Origin of the sequence: Paracoccus isoporae, assembly GCF_900101865.1 — a bacterium.
GTDB classification, from domain to species: domain Bacteria; phylum Pseudomonadota; class Alphaproteobacteria; order Rhodobacterales; family Rhodobacteraceae; genus Paracoccus; species Paracoccus isoporae.
This window is the reverse complement of record NZ_FNAH01000003.1, coordinates 294,944-313,739: the sequence shown is the minus strand read 5'-3', so window position 1 is coordinate 313,739 and position 18,796 is coordinate 294,944. Positions and strand designations below refer to the sequence as shown.

At 63.6% G+C, this 18,796-nt stretch carries 18 protein-coding genes; 16 read left to right on the top strand and 2 right to left on the bottom strand.

Annotated elements, in window-relative coordinates:
• Positions 1-153: 153 nt before the first annotated feature.
• Genes BLT73_RS07740 through BLT73_RS07715 form a run of 6 tightly spaced genes read left to right on the top strand, consistent with a single transcriptional unit; the run spans position 154 to position 5,547 of the window.
• On the top strand, positions 154-1,320 hold the full coding sequence (locus BLT73_RS07740; protein WP_090522504.1) for an alpha/beta hydrolase family protein: 1,167 nt from the start codon (positions 154-156) through the stop codon (positions 1,318-1,320).
• Between the two features lie 25 nt (positions 1,321-1,345).
• The gene (locus BLT73_RS07735) at positions 1,346-2,371 is read left to right on the top strand and encodes a TRAP transporter substrate-binding protein (RefSeq protein ID WP_176804993.1); all 1,026 of its coding nucleotides are present in this window, start codon (positions 1,346-1,348) and stop codon (positions 2,369-2,371) included.
• Positions 2,364-2,915, top strand: a complete 552-nt coding sequence (locus BLT73_RS07730) for a TRAP transporter small permease (RefSeq protein ID WP_090522500.1) — start codon at positions 2,364-2,366, stop codon at positions 2,913-2,915. Before BLT73_RS07735 ends, BLT73_RS07730 begins: the two co-directional genes overlap by 8 nt.
• On the top strand, positions 2,912-4,222 hold the full coding sequence (locus BLT73_RS07725; protein WP_090522498.1) for a TRAP transporter large permease: 1,311 nt from the start codon (positions 2,912-2,914) through the stop codon (positions 4,220-4,222). Before BLT73_RS07730 ends, BLT73_RS07725 begins: the two co-directional genes overlap by 4 nt.
• A 24-nt stretch (positions 4,223-4,246) precedes the next feature.
• Positions 4,247-4,783 (top strand): NADPH-dependent FMN reductase, encoded by a 537-nt coding sequence (locus tag BLT73_RS07720; protein ID WP_090522496.1) that lies wholly within the window; start codon positions 4,247-4,249, stop codon positions 4,781-4,783.
• A gap of 56 nt (positions 4,784-4,839) precedes the next feature.
• Positions 4,840-5,547 (top strand): glutathione S-transferase N-terminal domain-containing protein, encoded by a 708-nt coding sequence (locus BLT73_RS07715; RefSeq protein WP_090522494.1) that lies wholly within the window; start codon positions 4,840-4,842, stop codon positions 5,545-5,547.
• A gap of 48 nt (positions 5,548-5,595) precedes the next feature.
• Here BLT73_RS07715 and BLT73_RS07710 read toward each other — a convergent pair whose 3' ends face one another.
• Positions 5,596-7,077: a sulfatase family protein gene (locus BLT73_RS07710; protein WP_176804991.1), complete on the bottom strand. Its 1,482-nt coding sequence runs from the start codon at positions 7,075-7,077 to the stop codon at positions 5,596-5,598.
• 74 nt (positions 7,078-7,151) lie between these two features.
• Positions 7,152-7,949: a BtpA/SgcQ family protein gene (locus BLT73_RS07705; protein WP_090522489.1), complete on the bottom strand. Its 798-nt coding sequence runs from the start codon at positions 7,947-7,949 to the stop codon at positions 7,152-7,154.
• 265 nt (positions 7,950-8,214) lie between these two features.
• Between BLT73_RS07705 and BLT73_RS07700 the strand changes: the two genes are divergently transcribed.
• The 10 genes from BLT73_RS07700 (at position 8,215) to BLT73_RS07655 (ending at position 18,685) form a co-directional block, all read left to right on the top strand.
• On the top strand, positions 8,215-9,546 hold the full coding sequence (locus BLT73_RS07700) for an ABC transporter substrate-binding protein (RefSeq protein WP_143025645.1): 1,332 nt from the start codon (positions 8,215-8,217) through the stop codon (positions 9,544-9,546).
• A gap of 67 nt (positions 9,547-9,613) precedes the next feature.
• Positions 9,614-10,561, top strand: a complete 948-nt coding sequence (locus BLT73_RS07695) for a carbohydrate ABC transporter permease (protein ID WP_090522485.1) — start codon at positions 9,614-9,616, stop codon at positions 10,559-10,561.
• A 12-nt stretch (positions 10,562-10,573) separates the two neighbouring features.
• Positions 10,574-11,452, top strand: a complete 879-nt coding sequence (locus BLT73_RS07690; protein WP_176804989.1) for a carbohydrate ABC transporter permease — start codon at positions 10,574-10,576, stop codon at positions 11,450-11,452.
• 4 nt (positions 11,453-11,456) lie between these two features.
• Positions 11,457-12,527 (top strand): ABC transporter ATP-binding protein, encoded by a 1,071-nt coding sequence (locus BLT73_RS07685; RefSeq protein ID WP_090522481.1) that lies wholly within the window; start codon positions 11,457-11,459, stop codon positions 12,525-12,527.
• Entirely contained in the window at positions 12,524-13,963 is a 1,440-nt protein-coding gene (locus BLT73_RS07680) for an amidase (RefSeq protein WP_090522480.1), read from the top strand. The genes BLT73_RS07685 and BLT73_RS07680 overlap by 4 nt, the downstream gene beginning before the upstream one ends.
• A 17-nt stretch (positions 13,964-13,980) precedes the next feature.
• Positions 13,981-15,492, top strand: coding sequence for an FGGY-family carbohydrate kinase (locus BLT73_RS07675; RefSeq protein ID WP_090522478.1), 1,512 nt, complete (start codon positions 13,981-13,983; stop codon positions 15,490-15,492).
• Positions 15,489-16,139 (top strand): HAD family hydrolase, encoded by a 651-nt coding sequence (locus BLT73_RS07670; RefSeq protein WP_090522476.1) that lies wholly within the window; start codon positions 15,489-15,491, stop codon positions 16,137-16,139. The genes BLT73_RS07675 and BLT73_RS07670 overlap by 4 nt, the downstream gene beginning before the upstream one ends.
• Positions 16,140-16,221: 82 nt before the next feature.
• Positions 16,222-17,022 (top strand): DeoR/GlpR family DNA-binding transcription regulator, encoded by an 801-nt coding sequence (locus BLT73_RS07665; RefSeq protein WP_090522475.1) that lies wholly within the window; start codon positions 16,222-16,224, stop codon positions 17,020-17,022.
• 139 nt (positions 17,023-17,161) lie between these two features.
• Entirely contained in the window at positions 17,162-17,923 is a 762-nt protein-coding gene (locus BLT73_RS07660) for an SDR family NAD(P)-dependent oxidoreductase (protein WP_090522597.1), read from the top strand.
• A 54-nt stretch (positions 17,924-17,977) separates the two neighbouring features.
• Positions 17,978-18,685: a DUF2270 domain-containing protein gene (locus tag BLT73_RS07655; protein WP_090522473.1), complete on the top strand. Its 708-nt coding sequence runs from the start codon at positions 17,978-17,980 to the stop codon at positions 18,683-18,685.
• Positions 18,686-18,796: the final 111 nt, after the last annotated feature.

Genomic DNA, 18,796 nt, shown 5'->3' with positions numbered 1-18,796 from the left:
TACATTTTTTCAACATAATTGTTGAGTATCAGCTAGTGGAGTGTATTTTGGATGCAATAATTGACTCGGCAAGCTGTGTCTCTGGCTTGCAATAGGGGGGTGGAATGACTGCGCGCATCGCAAGGGCCTGTCAGGTCGAAGCCGGGGATCGCCGTGACGCAAGCACGCTTTGACATCAGGCGCGAGCCGGTCATCGTCTCCTTCGACGAAAGCCCTGCCTTTACAGAGGTTTATGGCTTCGTGGGAAGCCAGGGAAAGGTCTTTCTCGAGGGTCAGCGCATCCTGCCGGTCGGGCGCGACAGCGAGACGGTCATCGTGTTCATGCATCCCGCCACCACGCTGAACCTGATGCCGCTGCCGGTGGCTCTGGCCCGGTCGGGATGGCATGTGCTGTGCTGCGGGTCGCGCTTCGCCAAGAATGACGCCCCGCTGATCATGGAAAAGGTGGCGGCCGATCTGGCGGCCTATATGCGCCACGCCCGCGAGGTTCTTGGATACAAAAACATCGTGCTGTGCGGGTGGAGCGGGGGCGGTTCCCTGACCGCCTTCTACCAGTCCCAGGCCGAGCACCCGGATGTGGTGGAGACCCCGGCCGGCGATGCCTATGACCTGACCCGGATCGAGATGCCCGCCGCGGATGCGGTGATGTTCATTGCTGCCCATATCGGCCGCGCCGTGACGCTGTCGGAATGGATTGACCCGTCGGTGATGGACGAGCTTGATCCCGACAGGCGTGACCCTGAACTGGATCTCTACGGGGATCTGGTGCGCGCGCCCTATGACGCCCAGTTCGTCAACCGGTTCCGCGCCGCCCAACTGGCCCGTGTCCGGCGCATCACCGACCGCGTGCTTGAGGTGCTGGACCGGCTCAAACGGCGCGGCGGCGGCGAGATCGAGCGGCCGTTCCTGGTGCACCGGACGCTGGCCGACCCGCGTTTTCTGGACCCGGCGCTGGAGCCGAATGACCGACGCCCCCGCTGGTGCTATCTCGGCAATCCTGAAACGGCGAATACCGGGCCGGTCGGGCTGGCACGCTACTCGACCCTGCGGGCATGGCTGTCGCAATGGTCCATCGACCACAGTGCCGCCGATGCAGAGCGCTGCATGGCCCATATCACCAAACCGCTGCTGTTGATGGAAAACAGCGCCGACGATGCGGTGCCCGTCTCGCACCCGCACCGTGTCTTCGCCGCCGCCCGCATGACCGACAAGATCTATCACCGGATCGAGGGTGCCACCCATTATTACCGCGATCAGCCCGAGCATGAGGCGCGCGCTGTCGGCATCATCGACGCCTGGCTTGCGGACCGGAACTTCTAGACAAGACCTGAGGGAGGAAACCGAAATGAACGTCCCGTCAACCCTGCGATCGGCTGTCGCCGCCGCGGCGCTGCTGGCCTGGGGCGGATCCCCGGCCGCCGCGCAGGAGATCACGCTGAAGCTCAGCCATTTTTTCCCGTCCACGATCTTTCTGCACACCGAGTTCATCGCCCGATGGGCGGATGAACTGAAAAGCTGCACCGACGGAAAGGTGGAGGTCGAATTCCACACGGCCGGATCGGCGCTCGGCAATATTGCCCGGCAATACGACCAGGCCAAGGCCGGCGTCGTCGATGTGGCGTTCGGCCATGCCGGCTTTCCGCTCGGCCGGTTTCCGCGGACCTCGCTGATTGAACTGCCCTTCGTCTCCGGCTCGGCAGGCGCGAACTCCAAGGCGCTCTGGGCCCTCTCCGGCACCCATCTGAAGCCGGAATATCCGGGGGTGCATATCCTTGCCATGATGGCGCATAATCCCGGCTCGCTGCACGCCAACGCACCGCTGAACTCCATGCAGGATCTTGACGGGTTGCGCATCCGCACCCCGAACGGATCATCGAGCGCGGTGCTGAATTTCTACGGGGCAGAGGCCGTCAGCCTGCCGCCCGGCGATCAATACGAGAATCTGCAAAAAGGCACGCTGGACGGCGTGGCGACCGAATGGACCGGCATCGGCGCCTACAAGCTGAACGAAGTGCTGAAATATCATTACGACGTTCCGCTCTATACGGTCGGGTTCTTCTTCGTGATGAATCAGTCCCGCTATGACGGCCTGCCCGAGGATGTCAGGGCCTGCGTCGATCAGGTCTCGGGCGACATTCTCGTGGCCACCTTCGGGGCGCTGTGGGACGATGCCGGACAAGTCGGTTATGAGCTTGAGAAGGCCGACCCGGACGATGTGTTCGTCGCGGCAACGCCCGAGGAGATCGAAGGCTACAAGGCCGAATTGCAGCCGGTCACCGATCAGCTTTTGCAGGCGGCCAAGGATCTTGGCGTGGACAATGCCGAGGAGATCCTCGACGCGCTGAAGGCGGAAATCGCGAAACATGACTGACTCCGGCGCGGGCGTCGAGACGATGGCGGGGCAGGGCGCGCGGACCCAGGGGATGCTGCGCTGCGCCGACCGGATCGGCGATGTGCTGGTGGTCGTCTCGACGGCCTGCCTCGCGGGCATTGCGCTGCTGACCGTGCTGGATGTCATCCTGCGCAACACCGTCGGCGTCCCCGTGCCCGGCATGATCGACATCACCCAGCTCGCGATGATGTACACGGTCTTTCCCTGCATCGCCTATGCGTTCTCGCGCCGCGCGCATGTGGCCGTGACCGTGTTGTCGGACATGATGCCGGCCTCGGTGGCGCGCGTGCTCGCCATGTTGGGCTGGCTGGCCGGCGCCGTCGTCTGCGGCGTTCTGAGCGTCGCGGTCTGGGGTCAGGCCAGGCTGATCTGGGCCTATGGCGACGTGTCGCAGAACATGCGCATCCCCATGATCTTCTACTGGGTGCCCATCGTGACCGGGCTGGCCCTGTCGGTGCTGGCCGCCGCGTCAGCGATCTTTGCCGAGACCGGGGATCCCGATCCGGGCGGGGCGGACAGATGACCGCGTTCGAGATCGGCCTGACCGGCATCGGGGCTTTCTTTCTGCTGCTGGCCATGCGCGTGCCGATTGCGATTGCCATGTCGATCGTCGGGCTGATCGGCGGCGCGGCGATCAATGGCTGGGCGACCACGCTGTTTGTCGTCGGCGACCTGCCCTTTGCGGCGACCTTTCCCTATGGGCTGTCGGTCGTGCCGCTCTTCGTGCTGATGGGGACGCTGGCCCTGCATACGGGCCTGTCGCGCAATCTCTACGATGCCGGTTCAGCGGCTTTCGGCAGTTGTCGCGGCGGGCTGTCGATGGGCACGATTGCGGCATGTGCGGGGTTCGGCGCCATCTGCGGCTCGTCGCTGGCGACGGCGGCCACGATGGGGCAGATCTCGATCGGGGAAATGCGCGGCCGGGGCTATGACAGCGCCCTTTCCGCGGCCACCGTCGCGGCCGGCGGGACGCTGGGCGTGCTGATCCCGCCGAGCATCATTCTGGTGATCTACGCCATCCTGGCAGAGCAATCCATCGGCCGGCTGTTCGTCGCGGCGATCATCCCCGGATTGCTGGCGACCGTTCTTTACATGTCCGCGATCTGGGCGACCGCGCGGCTGAAGCCCGCGCTGTTTCCTGCCGCCGCGGACCGCGTCCCGCTTGTGCAGCGCCTGCAGCTCGCGCTGAGCGCCTGGCCGGTCGTGGTGGTGTTCGGGGTGGTCCTGGGCGGGCTGTTCGCCGGGCTGTTTTCCCCGACCGAGGCGGCGTCGGTGGGCGTGGTCGGCGTGACGTTGATTGCCGCTCTGCGCGGCCGCCTGCACCGCGCCGCGATCCTGCGCAGCGCACGCGAAAGCGCGTCGCTGACCGGCATGATCTTCTTCATCCTGATCGGCGCGGCGCTGTTCAACTCCTTCATCGAGACCACGCAGATTGCCCAGGCCCTGACGGACTGGGTCCACGACAGCGCACCTTCGCGCGTTCAGGTGATCCTGGGGATTGTGGTTCTGTATATCGTGCTGGGCTGCTTCATGGATTCGGTGTCGATGATCTTTCTGACCATGCCCTTCGTTTTCCCGGTGGTATTGAGCTACGAGATCGACGCGATCTGGTTCGGCATCCTCCTGCTCTCGGTCGTCGAAATCGGACTGATCACTCCGCCCGTCGGCATGAATCTGTTCGTCGTGAAGGGCGCGGCGCCGGACCTTTCAATGCGCGATCTGTACCGTGCGGTCACCCCGTTCCTGCTTGCCGATTGCATCCGCATCACGCTGATCATCCTGATCCCGGGCCTGTCGCTCTATCTGGTGCATCTGATGTACGGGCCTTGATTTGAGGCGCGCGGAGGGACCGAGATGAGACTATACGGATTCGCAGCATCGACCCGGCCGGATTCGGTCAATCGCGCCCTGTTCGCGCATCTCGAAGGCGTTCTGGCGGATCGCGGCCACAGCCTGTCGGAACTGGACTATGCCGTGGTCGAGGATCTGCCCCTCTACACCGACCTGCGGGAGCGCGTGGACGGCGTTCCTGCGGAGATCCGCCAGATCGCGCAGGATATTCTGGCGGCGGACGGCCTGCTGATCGTGTCGCCGGAGTATAATTTCTCGACCCCCGGTCCGCTCAAGAACGCGATCGACTGGCTGAGCCGGATCAGGCCTTATGCCACGCGGGGCAAGCCCGTCCTGCTTGCCGCGGCCTCCGGGTCTCCGCTGGGCGGCTGGCGTGGGCTGGCGGCCTTGCGGGTGCCGCTTGCCTGTCTGGGTGCGCATGTCTTGCCCTGGGACATCACGCTCGGCGGGGTCCGGTCCGCGGATGAGGTGAACCACAGCGTGGCGACCCCGGCGCTGCGGGAGCGTATCTCGCTGGCCGTCGATCAGCTTGGCAGGTGACACGGCGCAGGCGTGGCGAGACAGGCTGATGCCGGCGCAGGAAAGGACAGGGGACGATGATCGATTTCTACTACGGGCCGACCTCGAACGGCCGCAAGATCGCCATCATGCTGGAAGAGACCGGGCTGGATTACCGGGTCCGCTTCATCGACATCCTGAACGGAGATCAGTTCGACCCGGCATTCCTGAAGATCAGCCCCAACAACAAGCAGCCGGCGATCCTTGACCATGACGGGCCGGGCGGGCGTGCGCTCGCCATGTTCGAATCGGGTGCGATCCTGATCTATCTCGCGGAAAAGACCGGTCTGCTGATGCCCACCGATCCGCAGCGCCGGTATCATTGCCTGCAATGGCTGATGTTCCAGATGAGCGGGATCGGGCCGATGTTCGGCCAGCTTCACCATTTCAACCATTATGCCCGCGACAAGATCCCCTACGCGATCGAGCGTTACCGGAACGAGGCGGATCGCCTGCGCCGGGTTCTCAATGCCCAACTGACCGGCCGTCAGTTCATCGTCGATGAATACTCCATTGCGGACATTGCCTGCTATCCGTACGTGAAGGGGTTCCGTGACCGGTACCCGACGCCATTCGATGCCTCTGCCATCGATCGCTGGCTGGACCGCATGGAGGCGCGCCCCGCGGTTCTGAGCGGCTTCAACCTGCGCAGTGCGGATGTGCGCCCCGAAGTGCGCGGGGAAAAACCGCTCGACCAGCATAGCTGGGACGCGCTCTACGGCCGGTTGCAGCACAAGCCGCGCTAGGGCGGTGGCCGGGCCCCGCCGCGCATCGTTGGTCGCGATGACTGGCGCTCAGTAATTCCCCGTCCGCTCGATCCCGGCATCGCTGGTCGCCATCACCGCGTCGAGATGCTGCTTCAGCAGACGGATCTGCTCTGTCTCGAAGCCCGGCTTGTCCCAGAGAGACTCGAACTCGCCCGGATCTTCCTGCAGATCGAAGATCTCGGCCTTGCCGGCCTTGTGGTACATGCAGGTCTTGTAGCGGCCGTCAAACACCATCGTGCCGTGGCTTTGATAGGGCATCCCGGCCAGAGCCTCGTTGAACTCGCAGACCACATGGGGCTTGTGCGTCTCCGTCTCGCCACGCAACAGCGGGACAAGAGACTTGCCCTGCATGTTATAGGGAATCTCGGTGCCCGCGATCTCCAGCAGGGTCGGCGCAATGTCGATCAATTCGACCAATGCGTCGCTGCGGCTGCCGGGTTTCGTCACGCCCGGCCATTTCACGATCAGCGGCACATGAACCAGCCCCTCGAAGAAGCGGCAGCCTTTGTACAGCATGCCGTGATCGCCCATCATCTCGCCATGATCCGAGGTGAAGATGACGATCGTGTTCTCGGCCTGACCCGTGCGCTCCAGTGCCTCCAGCACCGCGCCGACGCGATCATCGATCATCTCGATCATCGCGTAATAACAGGCCTTCACATAGCGCGCGTCATAGGTGTCGGGCGGGAAATCGAACAGGTTGCGCTGCTCCAGCGGGATCTCGGACTGGTCGATATCCTCGGCGGGATCGTAATGGCGGACATCCTGGATCTTCTTCCATTGCTGATCGATGTCCCAGAACCCCTCCTGCCGGGCCACGTCGCTCTCACGATAGAGCGGCAGGGGCATGTCCTCGGGATCGTAGCGGTCCAGAAATTCCTGCGGCGGAAAGAAGGGCGGGTGCGGATCGACGGCGTTGAGGTTCATGAACCAGGGCGCATCATGCTGTCGTTCGATGAAGGCGGTGGCGCGTTCGCCCCACCACGTCGCCTGCTGCATCTCCATCGGAAAGCCCGGCCCGTAATCGCGGGGCGAGGCCTGCAGCAATTCGGGATACAGCTTCAGCGGATCCTCGACACCGTGCTTTTCCTTCAGCCACGCGTCATAAGCGCGCCCGATGGGCCAGCAATCGCACAGCTCGGCGTGGTCATAGCCATCCTCTGGGATCAGCTCGATCCGGTCCTCGGACCGCGACAGGTGATGCTTGCCCAGAAGGCAGGTGGTGTAGGCGGTGCTGTCCTTCAGGATCCGGGGCAGGATCCGCTCGGTCGGCGGGAAATGGTCGTTGCCGTTGCGATGCACGTGATGCGAGGCCGGATAACGCCCGGTCATGAAGGAGGCGCGGCTCGGCGTGCAGATCGGCGCCTGGCAATAGGCGTTCATGAACGACATACCCTCGGCTGCCAGCCGGTCCAGATTGGGCGTGTTGATTGCCGTGTTGCCGTGGGCGCGGATCGTGTCGTAGCGCTGTTGATCGGTGGTGATCCAGAGAATGTTCGGCGTCGTCATCTTGTGTCCGTCAAGACCAATGTGGATGGGGCTGGCGGAGGAGAGCCAGCCCCAGATCATGGATGCGTCCGTTCTTAGCGAACAGAGTTCACGACATCCATGAACCGCTTGACCCGGTCGCCGTCCACCGCGTTCCAGGTGTCACCGTCGATCTTGAAATGGGTGCCGATGATGCAGCCAGATGCGACGGACAACACATCCTTGATATTGTCGATATTCACGCCGGTATTGGCAAAGACCGGCACCAGATCGCCAACCGCTTCGGCGACCTTCCGCAGATCGGAGCCGTCCGCGGGCTGGCCGGTGATCGGGCCGGAGACGAGAATCGCATCGGCCAGCGACGAGAAGATCGCGGATTTCGCGCGCAGCTCGATCGGGCGCTGATCCAGCGAATGGGCGAATTCGGCATTGATGTTGAAGAACAGCTTGAGATCCTGCCGGCCCAGATTGCGCTTCAGCCGCGCCGGCGTGGCGGCATCAGGTGCCCACACGCCCATGTCGGATGCGAAGACGCCGGTGAAGATCTCGCGGACCCATTTCGCGCCGGTGGCATTGGCGACCGCGACCGAGGCCGTCGGATCCCACAGATAGTTGACGCCGAACGGCACCTTCAGATGCGGTTTGCAGGCGGTAATGACCGCCGTGTACGCGGCAATCGATTCCGGCGTCGCCTTGAGCAGGTAAGGGCGGTCATTCTCGTTGCCGAACATGATCGCATCGACGCCACCGTCCTGCAGCTTCTCAATGTCCGAAATGGCATTTTCGATCAGCTTCTCCATCCCGCCATCCGCGTCATAGAGCGGAGCGCCGGGAAGGGCGCCGATGTGACACATGGAAATGACGGCCTTGTCGGCATTGAGAAAGTCGAACATGCGGAGCGGCTCCTGATTTGTGCGGTTATGTTGATATGCTCTCGAATGTGGTTATTTGTGAGGCGTTTGTCAACAGAAAACTCGCGCATAACGATAAAATCGCGTGTTGTATGTGAATTCATGCGATAAATATTTGCGTTTATGTTGATTTGCGTTTACATCTAGCAGAGCAGACGGTCGGCAACCGCTGGTTGATCCAAGCCGTCAGACAGAAAATTGGGAGGAAAACGTGACAAAAGTGAAAACCTCAGCGCAAGACGTCATCATGGCGCGCCGTCGGTTTCTCGGCGCCATGGCCGCTGCCGTGGCCGCCGGATCGGGCCTGTATCCGCGCGGCGCATTCGCACAGGATCAAGCATGGGCGATGCGGCCGGACGCCGACGTGGATCAGATCAATTTCGTCGTATGGCAGTTCGGTAATATCTATGACGACATCGCCGCGAAATTCGAAGCCGATTGGGGCATTCCGGTCGAGAAGATCATCGAGCCGAATATCGACCCGCAAATCGCCAAGCTGACCTCGATGTATGCGGCGGGCGAGGATATCGACGTTCTGGTCTCTCCCCTGCAGACCATGGCCAGCTATATCGATCAGGGCATTGCCGCACCTCTGGACGGGCTGCCGGGGCTGGAAGAATACGCCGCCGACATGACGCCGCTGGCGCGCAGCATTGCCACGCGCGACGACCAGATCTGGGGGCTGCCCTATCTGTCGATCGCCTGGAACTTCATCTATAACAGCGAGCTGCTGGAAAAGGCCGGTTTCGCCGACACCCCCTTCACCACCTGGGAAGAGCTGACCGAGCAATGCCTGAAGGCCAAGGCCGATGGCGTCTCGAATCACCCCCTGCTCTGGGTCGCGGGCGCGGCCTTCGATCCGCTGCCGGGCACCTGGTTTGCGCAGGTCGCCAATCGCGGCGGGCGCATCTTCGCCCCCGACATGACCCCGGAACTCGGGCCGGGATCGGTGGCGCGCGAGGCGCTGCAATATTTTCAGGACAGCTTCCTCAAGCATGAGATCGCCGATCCCGATTCGCTGAACCTGAAATTCCTGCCCGCGGTGAAGGTGTTCAACACCGGCAACCACATCTATCTGGGCGCGCTGCATAATTACTACATGAACGTGGTCAATGACCCCGCGCAGTCCCCGATTGCCGGTAAGGGCCGCATCCACCCCATGCCGGGCGACGGCAAGACGCTGGCGGTGACCTGGTATTACATGCTGTCCGAGGCGACGCGCGACCGGGAATGGGCGTGGAAGATGCTGCAATATCTGGGCGGCAAGACGCAGGACGGCGTCTATACCCAAGCGCTCGCACTGGCCAAAAGCTCGATGCTGGCGCCGGGATACACATCTGTGCTCAACAGCCCCGAGCTGCGCGAGATGTGGTCCGAGCGCGTGGATGTCGACGCGATGCTCAACATCTTCGACAAGGCCGTGCCCTACCCGGAGGTGGTGCCGGCGGTGAACGAGCCCTGGTATCCGCAATGGAACGAGATGCTGAATGTCGAGCTGACCGCCTGTCTGCGCGGCCAGATCACGCCCGACGAAGCCTGCGACAACATGATCGCCAATATCGACAAGGCCAAGGCCTGACGCATCAGGGGCGGGCGTGCGACGCGCCCGCCCCCCGCTTCCCTTCTTCCGTGAGCTGGAGTTCGCGATGACCACCCAAGCCACCGACGCGCGCGCGCCCGGGCTCTTCCGGCGATTGTTCAGGACCGAGGCCTCTCAGGGCCGGCTGGCCCTCGGGATGAACCTGCCCTCGATGCTGATCTTCGCCGTCATTCTCGCCTATCCCATCTTCTTCGCGGGCTATCTGTCCTTCCACGATGTCGGCGTGCGCGAATTGCGCTCTGGCGAATATCCCTGGGCGGGTTTCGACAATTACGCCAAGCTGTTTTCGGACCCGGTCTTCTGGAAGGCGCTGCGCACGACGTTCCTCTTCGTCTTCGTGTCGGTCGTGCTGGAGGTGGTGATCGGCCTCGCCATTGCGCTTGTCATCAGCAACAGCGACATCCGCCTGTCCAAGGTGACGAAATTCCTGATCCTCGTGCCCTGGGCGGTGCCGCCCATCGTCAACGGCTTTCTGTGGTCCTTCATCTTCAACACGCAGTTCGGCTATCTGAACCGGGTTCTCTATAATCTCGGCGCGATCGACGAATATGTGAACTGGCTCGGCAATACCGAGACGGCGTTCATGGCCGTGGTCGTCTCCTATGTCTGGCGGACGACGCCCTTCAACATCCTGCTTTATCACGCCGCATTGCAGGGCATTCCCGATCACCTCTATGAGGCGGCCGAGCTGGACGGGGCGAGCGCGTGGAAGAAATTCCGCCACATCACCCTGCCGCTCTTGCGCCCGGTTCTGGCGGTGACGCTGATCCTTCGCACCACCTTCGCCTTTATGGTGTTTGACGAGATCTTCGCTATCACCCAAGGCGGGCCGGGCGACGATACATGGGTGGCTGCTTGGTACACCTACAAAACCGCGTTCCAGCCGCCCTTCGATATCGGCGTGGGCTCTGCCTCTGCCTATGTGCTGGCGCTGATCGTCGGGCTGATCGCGATCTCCTACATCAAATTCGTCTACAAGAAGGTGGAGTACTAAGCCATGCGCAAGATGACGCTTCGTACCCGCATCCTGATGAATCTGGCCAATCTGGCCTGCATCGCCTTCCTGATCCTGCCGCTGGTTCCCGTTATCCTCGGAGCGTTCCAGAGCGAGCGCGGCCTGCAGGCAGATGTCCATGCGTTGCTGCCGGTGGAGTATACGCTGGACAATTTCCGGCTGATCCTGTCGGGCGGATCGGACAAGGGCACGCTGTTTCAGGATATCAGCTATCTGCCCAACTCGGTCACATGGTTCCCCAATGCCTTCCTGAATTCGGTGATCGTGGGTGCCCTGGTGACGGTCGGCGTTCTGGTTCTGGCCAGCCTGACCGCCTTTACCGTAACGCGGCTGAATGTCCGCTGGACCGGCTGGCTGATGCAGATCAACATGATCAGCCGCATGGTGCCGCTGATCGTGCTGATGGTGCCGCTTTTCGTGGTGCTGCGCGGCTTCGGGCTGCTCAATTCGCTCTCGGGCGTCATCATCACCGAGATCGGCTTGCTGCTACCCTACGCCATCATCATCCTCGTGCCCTATTTCCAGCAACTCCCGAAAGAGCTGGAGGAATCCGCGCGGCTGGATGGCTGCACCCGCTTCACCGCGTTCATCCGCATCCTGCTGCCCTTGTGCAAGCCGGCACTGGCGGCCAGCGGGGTGATCATGTTCATCATCTCCTGGCACGAATTGCTGATCCCGCTCATCATCGTGTCGAAGCCCGAGGTCATGACCGTGCCCGTCGTCCTGGCCGGCCTGGTGTCCGATCACTTCGTGTTCTTCACCGTGATGATGGCGATCTGTCTGGTGGGGCTGCTGCCGACATTGCTGCTCGTGCTGCTCTTGCAGAAATACCTGGTCAAAGGCCTGACCGCCGGCGCCGTGAAAGGATAATCCGATGGCTCATGTTCAAATCCAGAATCTCAAGAAATCCTACGGCGCCGTGCAGGTGATCCACGACATCGATGTCGGCATTGACGAGGGCGAGTTCGTCGCGCTTGTCGGTCCCTCGGGCTGCGGCAAATCCACGCTTCTGCGCATGATCGCGGGGCTGGAGGATGTGACCGGCGGCACGATCCGGCTGAACGACCGGGTCATCAACGACGTGGCGCCCAAGGATCGCGACATCGCCATGGTGTTTCAGTCCTACGCGCTCTATCCGCATATGACGGTCGAGGAGAATATGGGCTTTGCGCTCAAACTCGCCCGCGTGCCGCAGGCCGAGATCAAGGCCCGCGTGGCGGAGGCGGCGGCGACGCTGAACCTGACCGAATATCTGGATCGCCATCCCCGCCAGTTGTCGGGCGGCCAGCGTCAGCGCGTCGCGATGGGCCGGTCCATCGTGCGCAGCCCGTCGGTGTTTCTGTTCGACGAGCCGCTGTCCAATCTGGACGCCAAGCTGCGGGTGCGGATGCGGACCGAGATCAAGGCGCTCCATCAGCGTCTCGGCGCCACCTCGGTCTATGTGACCCATGACCAGATCGAGGCGATGACCATGGCCGACAAGATCGTCGTCATGCGCGCGGGCCGGATCGAGCAGGTCGGCGCGCCGCTGGAGCTCTATGACGATCCGGCCAATGTCTTCGTCGCCACCTTCATCGGCTCGCCCGCGATCAATCTGCTGTCCGGGCGTTATGTCGAACGCGACGGCGCGGGCGCGGTCGATCTGGGTCACGGCGTGGTCATGGAAGCGCCGCAGGTCGGCGCAGAGCCCGGCCAGCCCTGCCTGTTCGGCATCCGGCCCGAGCATCTGGAGATCGCGGAGTCCGCCGATGCCGCAGATTTCACCGTCGAGGTGATCGAGCCCACCGGCAGCGAGACGATCATCACCGGCCGCATTGCCGGGCAGGAGGTGCAGATGAGCCAGCGCGAGCGCACCGATCTGAAACCGGGCGACGTGCTGCGCCTGCGCCCGGCGCCGGGTCAGGTTCGGCTGTTCGATGCCGAAACCGAGGCCAGGCTGAAATGACCGCCACCGAGATCTGCTGGATGGACGCCGCCGATCTGGCCCGCGACATCCGGCTCAGACGCCTGTCTCCGGTCGAGGTGACGCGCGCCTTCATCGACCGGATCGAGGCGCTGAACCCGACGCTCAACGCCTTCTGCATTCCGATGTTCGAGATCGCGATGGACTGGGCGCGCCGGGCCGAAACCGCGCAGATGGCCGGCGATTTCTGGGGTCCGCTGCATGGCGTTCCCTATGCGATCAAGGATTCGGATGACTATGCGGGACAGAAAACCACGCTGGGTAGCCTGGTCCACAAGGATCGCATCGCCACCGGATTCTCGCCGATCATCCAGCGGATGGAGGCCGCGGGCGCGATCCCGCTGGGCAAGACCACGACCCCCGACATGGCGTGGATTGGACTGACCTATTCGCAGCTTTACGGCGAGACGCGCAACCCCTGGGATCTGAGCCGCAATCCCGGCGGCAGCTCGGGCGGCTCGGCGGTGGCGGTGGCCACCGGCATGGCGCCCCTGGCCACCGGCACGGATGGGGCGGGCTCGGTCCGCATCCCGGCTTCCTTCTGCGGCATTTTCGGGCTGAAACCGTCGCATGGGCGCATCCCGCTCATGCTGCCCAACGTGAACCAGCACACGCATTACGGCCCGCTGACCCGCAATGTGCGCGACGCCGCCCTGATGATGGATGTCTGCGCCGGCCCCGATCCGCGCGATCTCTATTCGCTCGAAGGGAGCTCGCCGGGCTACCAGGACCATCTCGACAAGCCGCTCACCGGCAAGCGCATCGCCTGGAGCGCGGATCTGGGCTTCGTCACGCGACTCGACCCCGAAATCCGCCATATCTGCGAAATGGCCGCGCTGCGCTTCGAGGATCTGGGCGCGATCGTCGAGGAAACGCGGCTCGATCTCGGTGGAGTGATGGAGATTGCCAAGCGCAACTGGTGCGCGATCATGTCGGCCCTGGTGCTGGAGGTGAATGGCAACCACGTCGACCGGTTCGACCCCGCGCTCGTCGCCTGCGCGCGCCAGGCCCAGGCGCAGAGCGCGGGCGCGTTCCTGCATGACAAGATCCGCATGTTCCCGCTCTATCAGCGGCTGGTCGATTATTTCGAGATGTATGATTTCATCCTGACCCCCACCGTCGCCTGCAAGCCGTTGAAGAACGGCCGGCTCGTGCCCGAGGATTATCCGCAGACGGATTGGGACTGGATGGAATGGGCGCCCTATTCCTCGCCTTTCAACCTGTTCCACAACCCGGCGGCCTCGGTGAATGCGGGCTTCACGCAGGACGGGTTGCCGGTCGGGTTGCAGATCGTCGGGCCGCGTCTTGCCGATCTGGCGGTGCTGCAGGCCGCGCATGGCTATGAGCGTGCCGTCAGCCCCGCATTTACCCCTCCGCCCCTGGCCAGAACCGGTTCACTGCCGGGTGGCGAGATCTGAAGGAAAGCGATCCATTGATGACAGATTACGTAATTGGCCTTGATATCGGCACCACCTCGACCATCGGCATCCTGATTGCGCTGCCCGACCGGGTGTTGGCGCAGGCGCAGCGCCCCGTCACGCTGTCCTCGCCCGAACAGGGCTGGGCCGAGGAAAACCCCGAAGAGTGGTGGCGCAATTGCTGCGAGATCATTCCCGAATTGCTGGACCAGGGCGGGGTGAAGGCCAGCGAAGTGAAAGGGATCGGCGTGGCCGGGATGCTGCCCGCCGTGATCCTGCTGGACGAGACCGGCCAGGTCCTGCGCCCCTCGATCCAGCAAAGCGACGGGCGCTCGGGCGCCGAGGTGGCCGAACTCGCCGCGGAAATCGACGAGGACGAGTTTCTGGCCCGCGCGGGCAACGGCATCAACCAGCAGCTTCTGGCGACCAAGCTGCGCTGGATCGAAAAACACGAGCCCGAGGTGTTCGGGCGCATCGCCACGGTGATGGGGTCGTATGATTACATCAATTACCGGCTGACCGGCGAACGCGCGGTCGAACAGAACTGGGCGCTCGAAGCAGGCTTCGTCAACCTCGCCAGCCATGAGCTGGATGACGATCTGATCGCGCTCGCCCATATCCCGCGCAGCGCCATCCCGGTCAAACGCGCCTCCCACGAGGTCATGGGCCATGTCAGCGCGGCGGCCGCCGCCGCGACCGGCCTGCCCGAGGGGATTGCCGTGATCGGCGGCGCGGCCGACCATATCGCGTCGGGCTATGCGGCCGGCGTCACGCGGCCCGGCGACATCCTGCTGAAATTCGGCGGCGCGGCGGATGTTCTGGTGGCCAGCGACAAACCGCAGCCGGACGCGCGCATGTTCCTCGATTATCACCTCGTGCCGGGCATGTTCATGCCCAATGGCTGCATGGCTTCGGGCGGCTCCGCGCTGAACTGGTTCGTCGCGCATCTCGCGCAGGGCGAGGCGGCGCGGGCGGACGCCGCCGGGATCTCGCTGCATCAGCATCTCGACGTGATCGCAGCGCAGACACCTGCGGGCGCGGACGGGGTGCAGATCATCCCCTATTTCCTGGGTGAGAAGACCCCGATCCACGATGCGCAGGCGCGCGGCGTCATTCACGGGCTGAGCCTCAACCACGATCTGCGGCATATGTGGCGTGCCTTGCTGGAGGGGTTTGCCTACGCCTTCCGCCATCATGTCGAGGTGTTCCGCGACATGGGTCACCCCTCGACAAGGTTCCTGGCCTCGGATGGCGGCGCCAGATCGCGCTTCTGGATGCAGATCTGCGCGGATGTATTGCAGCAGCCCGTGCAGCTTCTGCACGGCCACCCCGGTTCCTGTCTTGGCGCGGCCTATATGGCGGCGGTCGGGGCGGGGCTGACCGACGATTTCTCCGGCGTGTCGAACTTCATCAGCCAGGGCGACGTGATTGCGCCGGACCCGGCCAATGCCGCGATCTACGATTCCGGCTATCGGCGCTTCAGGGCCACCTATGATGCCATGGTTGCCGCGCGCGGGCGGGCGGCATGAGCATTTCGGCCGTGATCTGGGACATCGACGGCACGCTGGTGGACAGCGAGCCGCTCCATCTCCGCGCGCTCCACCATGTCTGCGCGCATCACGGCGTGGAAATTTCGGACCTGCCGCCGGATCACTTCGTCGGCGTGAATGTGCAGAATGTCTGGCGCGCGCTTGCGGATCGGTTTCCCGCTGAGCTGGCATTCGAGCGGTGGCTTGCGCAACTGAATGCGTATTACAGCGCCAATGCCCATGATCTCGCGCCCATCGCCCATGCCGTCGAGACGGTGCGGCAATTGGCTGACATGGGCATCCCGCAAGGCGCGGCCTCGAACTCGAACCGCCTGATTGTCGATACCAACCTGCGGGCGCTCAGGCTCTCCGGGATCCTGTCGATGTCGGTCAGCCTCGACGACGTGGCGAACGGAAAGCCCGATCCCGAACCCTATCTGCGCGCGATGCGGCTGATGAACCTCGCCCCGCAGGCCACGATGGCGGTGGAGGACAGCGCGACCGGGGCCGAAAGCGCGCGGCGCGCCGGGATGCGCGTGGTCGCATTAGGGGCGGAGCTGCCGCAGGCCGATATCTGCATCGCGTCCCTCGCCGCGCTGCCCGGTCTCATCACAGCCGCGCCTGAACGACGCGGGTCTGTCGGCTAGGATTCTCTTATCGACGATCTGGTTGCTTTCTGTCGCAGAGTGTCAGAGTTTGATTGCATTGGAGGCGTGAGCGGTTACCGAGATGAACGTGAATGACGGCAGAAAACTCCCGGCGACGCTCAGGCGCAAGGAGATCATGTCCGCGCTTGAGCGCAACGGCCATGTGACCATCGTGGACATCGCGGAACAGTTGCGCGTCTCCGACATGACGGTGCGCCGCGATCTGGAATTGCTGGCCGAGGACAATCTGCTCGTGCGGACGCATGGCGGCGCGCATCTGCCGGAGATCTTCCAGGAACGTCCGCTGGAACGTCACGAGCCGAGCGCGGCCAGCCGCGCCAGCGTGCACCGCGAGGAAAAGCAGAAGATCGCCCGGACCGCCCGGCGCTATATCGAGCCGCATATGACGATTGCGCTGGATATCGGGACCACCATGCAGGAGCTGACGGCGCTGATCGACGACGTCTCCGTGCGGGTCGTGTCAACCTCGCTTCGCGTCCAGCAGGATCTGGCCGAACGCCAGATGACCATCTTCGTGCCGCCCGGCAAGCTCGGCGGACCGGAGCCGTCCATCAGCGGCGCGCAGACCATAGCCTATCTGCAAAACTTCCATTTCGATGCGGTGTTTCTGGGCGTCGCGGGGATCACCCTGGACGGCAGCTTCGATTACTCGATCGAGGATGCGGAGATCAAGAAGGCGCTCATCCAGCGCTCGTCACGGCGGATCCTGCTGGCCGACAGCTCGAAATTCGGCGCGGTCTCCGCGGTGCGGGTCACCGGCTTCGACGTGATCGACGTTCTCGTCACCGATGCCGAGCCTCCGGGTCCGCTGAAGACACGGCTTGAGGCGGCCGGAACGGAGATCGTCGTCACCCGGCCCTGATCGGGGCCATGGTTGGCGCGGCTCCGTGCCGCGCAAAAGATAACGTCCTGAGAACTCCACCAAATAACAACATTTCTGCGTCTCTGGCGTTGTGTCCCGATATATTTTGTGCGAATATGTGCGAAACAAGGGGGCATATATGACCAAAACAATCCTTATCACCGGGGCAGCCAACGGAATCGGCCTCGCCTCCGCGCGCGCCTTCGCAGCCAACGGTTATAATCTCGTCCTGACCGATCTGGACGAAACCCTCTGCCGCCAGCGCGCCGCGGAACTCGGCGGCAACGTGCTGCCCTTCGGCGTGGATGTGCGTGACAAGGCCAGCATCCAGGCAGCCTTCGACGCGGGCGGAAAGGAATTCGGCGGCATCGACACGGTCCATGCCAATGCCGGCGTCTCGTCCATGAAACCCGCGCTGGATCTGTCCGAGGCCGACTGGGACTTCAATTTCGACATCAATGCCAAGGGCGTGTTCCTGACCAACCAGGTTGCGGTGCGGCATTTCCTGGATCGCGGCCTCAAGGGGGTGATCGTCAACACCGCCTCCCTGGCGGCGAAGGTCGGTGCGCCCCTGCTGGCCCATTACTCCGCCTCGAAATTCGCGGTGATCGGCTGGACGCAGGCGCTCGCGCGCGAACATGCGAAGGACGGCATCCGCGTCAACGCGGTCTGTCCCGGCTTCGTGCGCACGCCGATGCAGGACCGCGAAATCGAATGGGAGGCCCAGCTTCTGGGCACCACGCCCGAGAAGGTGCTGCAATCCTATATCGACCAGACCCCGCTCGGGCGGCTGGAAACCCCCGAAGACGTGGCGGATGTGGTGGTCTTCCTCGCCTCGGACGGGGCCCGCTTCATGACCGGGCAGGGCGTGAACGTCACCGGCGGCGTCTACATGACCTGATCCCCGGCGCGCGGCGCGTGGACCCTGCGCGCCGCCGACCGGCCCGAGACGACCATGAACACCATGTCCTCCCGAGGCATTCACGGCGACTGCCTCCCGGAAAACCCGCATCTGCAGCAGTTCAGCGCGGCCGAGATGGGCGCGATTGCGCATCTCTATCGTGGCGAGGTCTATCGCAGCACGATGTGGCGCAGCCGCCTCGACACCACGACGAACTGGACCGTGGTGCTGACCGGCGTGTCCCTGACCGCGGTGTTCGGATCGGCCAGTGCCTCGCCGCTGCCGCTGATCCTCGTCGGACCGCTGGTCGCGGTGTTTCTGCTGCTCGAAGCGCGGCGCTATCGCTATTTCAACGTCTGGCGCGCGCGGGCACGGCTGCTCGAGACGGATTTCTACGCGCCGATGCTGCGCGGACAGCATGGCGGCATGGATGGCCGCTGGAACGCGCTCCTGGCCGATGATTACGACGCGCCGCGCTTTCATATCAGCTATGTGCGGGCGGTGGGGCGCCGTCTGCGCAAGAATTACATCTGGGTCTTCATGATGCAGGCGCTGACCTATTTCGGCAAAATCTTCATTCACCCGACCCCGGCCACCTCGATGGCGGACGCCTTCGCCCATGCCAGGATCGGTCCGGTCTCCGGTCAGCTGGTGATCGCCGCGGGCGCCGCCTTTCATGCCTTCTGGATCATGCTCGCGCTGGTGACCTACCTGATGGAACGCCGCGTGCGGCGGCGCGATCAGAGCCTCATTGCCATGTGACGAGAGGGCGGGCACCCGGACCCATCCGACCCGCGATCATGTTCGGGCTTGCGCGTCTGTGTCTGCGCCGCAATGACCGGCGCGAGCGGTCGGCGCCGGGCGCGATTCGGC